Raw genomic sequence first — 4,580 nt, 5'->3', positions numbered from 1 at the left:
CCTTAAAACCTCTTCTTGTTTTATAGATATATGATCGTAATAAATTAAGGTATAAAATGGAAAATTTGCTTTCTAACTTTAAAAACTGTTTTTTTGTAAAACCCTTATAAGGATATAATACATCCTTAAACTAATTAATTTACCATACATAGGTACTATTCCTAAACTTGTACTTTGCGGTATTATATTTGTCAAATTATTTATTGTGAAAAACATTTTAGCCCTTAACTAATATGAACATATTAATAACTTCAGCTGGTAGGAGAGTATCTCTTGTGAGAGCATTTCAAAAAGAGCTAAAGAAGGTATATCCTCAAGCAAAGGTATATGCTTCTGATTCTGATCCTATGCTTTCAGCTGGTTGTCAGGTAGCAGATGGCTTCTTCGAAGTACCTAGATTAGATGAATCTTTATATTTAGAGTCATTGATTAGTATTTGTAATGACAATGGCATCTCACAAATAATACCGACAATAGATACTGAGCTTTTTCAATTGGCAAATTATAAATCGAATTTTGAAAAAAATAATATAAGTATTATAGTATCATCTATTGATTTTATTGAGAAGTGTAGAGATAAAAGAGAAATACATAAATTTTTTGAATCTAAAGGGATTACAGTAGCTAAAGAATATTCTAAAGACAATTATAAATTACCACTTTTTATAAAACCCATTGATGGTAGTAGAAGTGTAGACACTCATCTTATTAAAGATCAAAAAGATATAACTGAGTATCATCTAAACAATGATAAATTAATGTTCTTAGAATATATAGACCATAATGAATTTGACGAATATACTTGTGATTTATACTACTCAAAGACTAATAAGCTAAAGTGCGCTGTACCTCGTAAGAGACTAGAAGTGAGAGATGGTGAAGTGTATAAAGCAGTTACAAAGAATAATGCTTTAGTTAACTATATAAAGAAGCATTTAAAACATATTGAAGGTGCTGTTGGTTGTCTAACTGTTCAGTTTTTTATGCACAAAGAGGATAATACTAAAATTGTAGGAATAGAAATAAACCCTAGATTTGGTGGTGGTTTTCCTTTATCATATTTAGCAAATGCTAATTTTCCTAAATGGATTATTGAAGAATACAAGCTAGAGCAAACCATTGAAGATAAATTTGATGTTTGGGAAAGTGATTTGCTAATGATTAGATACGATGATGAAGTTTTAGTTCATGGATATAAAGATTAACAAGCATACTGTTGTAGTTTTTGATTTAGATGATACGCTCTATAATGAAATAGAGTTTTTAAAATCTGCCTATCGTCATATCGCAAAAAAAATGGATACTGAAAACTGGAAACCACTTTATAGTGTTATGCTTTCTTTGTACAGATCTGAACAGAACGTTTTTAATTTTTTAGTTAAAAAGTATAGTGTTGATATTAAGGTTCTTATAGAAATGTATCGTAATCATATCCCTGATATAGAACTATTTGATGGTGTTTTGGAAGTGATGAATTCCATTAAATCAAATAATGGTCAACTGGCAATAATTACTGACGGAAGAGTAAAAACACAATCAGCCAAACTTAAAGCTTTGGGTATTGAAAATCTATTTGATAAAATTATAATTTCTGAAACTCTAGGGACAGAAAAGCCAAATGAAGCTAATTACAAAGCTATTGAAACTTCACTAATTGGTTCAGAGTACTATTATATAGCAGATAATCTTAAAAAAGACTTTGTAACACCTAATATTTTGGGATGGGCAACTATCGGACTAATTGATAATGGTTTGAATATTCATAGTAACTCACATCAGCATTGTACCGAAGCTTATATGCCAGACGACTTTATATTGTCCTATAAAGAGTTGAAAATTACTTAACAGTTTTAATGTTGACCTTCTCTGTACTTTGGGAAGAACCCTGAATCTTTCGAATTAGTTGAAAGCTCATCGTAAACCACTTGATTCACAATATATTTCCAGATTTTAAATATCTTAAAATCCTTTGAAAAAGAAGCTTTAAACTCAAATAAAGAGTCTTCTTGACTACCTAAACCTCCACCAAGGTTAAAATAAGTGAACCCTTCCTCAGTAGCTTCTAGACGCATTTCGTCTAAAAACAATTTTGAAGGTTTCATTCTTAGAAAATCTGTACGTGTACCTGATAAATGAAACTGAACCATATCATTTGTTTTAACAAACATAGAACCAGCAATATATGAGTCTGTTTCGTTGTCTTTAACTAATAAAATGTCAGTTTTAAAATCTTCTATTTCCATAAAGTTTAGAAAATAATCTTTATCAAAGAAGTAATAATCTTCTGCATCTAGGCGATGCATGTTTTCGTGATAGATATCAACAAACTCTAGAATGTCTTCTTTTGTTTTAGCCTTATGTACTGTACATTGTCGTTTTAGCTTATTAACTTGGTTTTTATTAGATTTTCCGTAAGCTCTTCTTGATTCTTCAATTGGTAAGGACACATCTATATTCACCACTTTTCCTAGATCTATTACATCACCTAGATTATTTAGAATTGTATCTTGTTCTATGTAAGGATGCAATCTACTAAACACTGAAATAATATCTTTTTCTTTAAAATAGGTGTTTAATTTAGATTGAAATTTAGAATAGTCGTAGTCAGTATCAGTGATATTTGTTAAAGGGCCAGAATAGCCATATACAGATGTAAAGTCGAAATATGGTGTGTTTTCTATAGGTCTTAAAACTAGAGGTAAAGCTATAATATTAGTATCGTCTTTAAATACTAAAAGTATAGACACCTCATTCTTTCCTATAGATATAGAATGATAGTCATAAGTATGGTAAAAATCATAATTACCAATTTTATTTAATATGTGATTCCAGTCCTTTTTAAGGACAACTTCGTTAATCATTAAATAGCTAATTTAATATAAAACTAAAATATAAATTTAGTTCTTAGTACCTGTAAACATTGGCATGTCCATAGTCTCAGAATTATTTATATCCTTTCTGTTTATAACTTTGTCTATGGTTTTAAAAATAATCCTTAAATCTAGTGAAAAGGATTGGTTTTTTACATAATAGACGTCATATTCAAACTTTTTCTCCCAACTAATAGTATTTCTACCATTAACTTGTGCCCAACCTGTAATTCCTGGTAAAACATTATGTCTTTTGATTTGCTCATCATTATAATGTTCTAAGTATTCAGGCAAAAGTGGGCGAGGACCGATTAGGCTCATATCACCTTTCAAAATGTTTATTAATTGTGGAATTTCATCTAAAGAATATTTTCTACAAATATCTCCAGTTGTAGTCACACGCTCTAATGCTGGTAACAAATTACCTTCGCTATCTACATTGTCATTCATAGTTTTTAACTTAATGATTGTAAATAGTCTACCTTTTTTTCCAGTACGCGTTTGGTAGTAGAAAGGTTTTCCTTTATTAGAAATGTAAAGAATGATAATAAGAGTAATAAATAATGGAGATATCAAAAGCAATCCTACAAATGCTGCAAGAAAATCAAAAAGACGTTTGATAATAACTCTATAGATGGTTCTCATTATTATAATTTTTATTTCGTTCTAATAATTGATGCAAATAAACTGCTTTTTGGAAGACCTCAAAACATTTTCGTTTAAAGTCACGATTTTAGAGTTTTAGGTGATTTAAACACAAAACAGTTATATGTTTACTTCTTTTTTTATGAGATTAATTAGGTCATTATTAATAATATCTACATCAAAACGCTCTTCAGCATATTTTCTGCTGTTTATACCCATTTCCTTTATTTTCTCAGGATTAGTAATAAAGAATTCCATTGGTTTAATCAAAGCATCAAGATTTTGAGGTTCTATTAAAAAACCATTTACACCTTCTCTAACAGATTCTCTACAACCAACTGAATCAGTTGTTATTATTGGGTTTCCGCATGCACAAGCTTCTAGAGTTGTTCTTGGTAAACCCTCTCTATAGTAACTTGGTAGTACAAAAACATCCCTCATATTTAGATGTTCTTCAATATTACGTTGAACACCATGAAATATAATTACGCCTTGTTTGTGTAGTTCATTTAATTCATCTTCACTAATTGCGGAAGGAGAGGTTTCTGGTGCGCCAATTAAATGAAATTCAGCTTTTGGATATTTCGCTTTTAAGGTTTTTGCAGCCTCCATGTACAAAGCAATTCCCTTTTCCTTTATTAATCTTGCAACTAATAGAAAACTTACTTTATCTGAAGCACTCTTTTCTATGAATTTAAACTCATTAAGATTTACTCCAGAGCCACTTACAAAATCTACCTTTTGTTTTTTAGAAATCACTTTTCTATCTAAAAACAATTGATAATCATCTTTATTTTGAAATACAATAACTCTGTTCTTTCTAATGGATAATTTATATAGTGTTTCATTAAATCGTTGTAATAGCCTTGCCTTAGCTGTTAATCCCGTAAAGGCATAACCAAGCCCTGTAATTAGTGAAATTACAGGGATTTTGCACATGTTCGCAGCCATAGAACCATAAATAACAGGTTTAACAGTATACGGAAATACAAGATCTATCTTATTGTCTTTCATAATAGATTTTAACTCTAGAATAGACTTAAAATCTTTCATTGGGTTTAAACC

Annotated in this window: 5 protein-coding genes; 2 read left to right on the top strand and 3 right to left on the bottom strand. The window is 29.6% G+C overall.

What is annotated here, in order from left to right:
• The first annotated feature begins 233 nt into the window (after positions 1-233).
• Together QZZ53_RS16905 and QZZ53_RS16900 are read left to right on the top strand one after the other, a co-directional pair.
• Positions 234-1,205, top strand: coding sequence for an ATP-grasp domain-containing protein (locus tag QZZ53_RS16905; RefSeq protein ID WP_296386899.1), 972 nt, complete (start codon positions 234-236; stop codon positions 1,203-1,205).
• Positions 1,189-1,845 (top strand): HAD family hydrolase, encoded by a 657-nt coding sequence (locus QZZ53_RS16900; RefSeq protein WP_296386897.1) that lies wholly within the window; start codon positions 1,189-1,191, stop codon positions 1,843-1,845. Before QZZ53_RS16905 ends, QZZ53_RS16900 begins: the two co-directional genes overlap by 17 nt.
• 5 nt (positions 1,846-1,850) lie before the next feature.
• On the opposite strand, the gene QZZ53_RS16895 is transcribed toward QZZ53_RS16900, so the two are convergent.
• The 3 genes from QZZ53_RS16895 to QZZ53_RS16885 all read right to left on the bottom strand — a co-directional run.
• Complete coding sequence (locus QZZ53_RS16895; protein WP_296386895.1) at positions 1,851-2,861, bottom strand: peptidoglycan bridge formation glycyltransferase FemA/FemB family protein; 1,011 nt, start codon at positions 2,859-2,861, stop codon at positions 1,851-1,853.
• 36 nt (positions 2,862-2,897) lie between these two features.
• The gene (locus tag QZZ53_RS16890) at positions 2,898-3,506 is read right to left on the bottom strand and encodes a sugar transferase (protein WP_296386900.1); all 609 of its coding nucleotides are present in this window, start codon (positions 3,504-3,506) and stop codon (positions 2,898-2,900) included.
• A 129-nt stretch (positions 3,507-3,635) separates the two neighbouring features.
• A partial coding sequence (locus tag QZZ53_RS16885) for a glycosyltransferase family 4 protein (protein ID WP_296386893.1) occupies positions 3,636-4,580 on the bottom strand: 945 nt, incomplete at its 5' end.

It is taken from the genome of Winogradskyella sp. (assembly GCF_016744625.1).
Taxonomy (GTDB): Bacteria; Bacteroidota; Bacteroidia; order Flavobacteriales; family Flavobacteriaceae; genus Winogradskyella.
This window is presented reverse-complemented; position numbering and strand designations above follow the sequence as displayed.

Bases quoted from the DNA above. Each gene is read 5' to 3' on its own strand.
- QZZ53_RS16895 (WP_296386895.1), bottom strand. From the start codon at position 2,861: ATGATTAACGAAGTTGTCCTTAAAAAGGACTGGAATCACATATTAAAT.
- QZZ53_RS16905 (WP_296386899.1), top strand. From the start codon at position 234: ATGAACATATTAATAACTTCAGCTGGTAGGAGAGTATCTCTTGTGAGA.
- QZZ53_RS16900 (WP_296386897.1), top strand. From the start codon at position 1,189: ATGGATATAAAGATTAACAAGCATACTGTTGTAGTTTTTGATTTAGAT.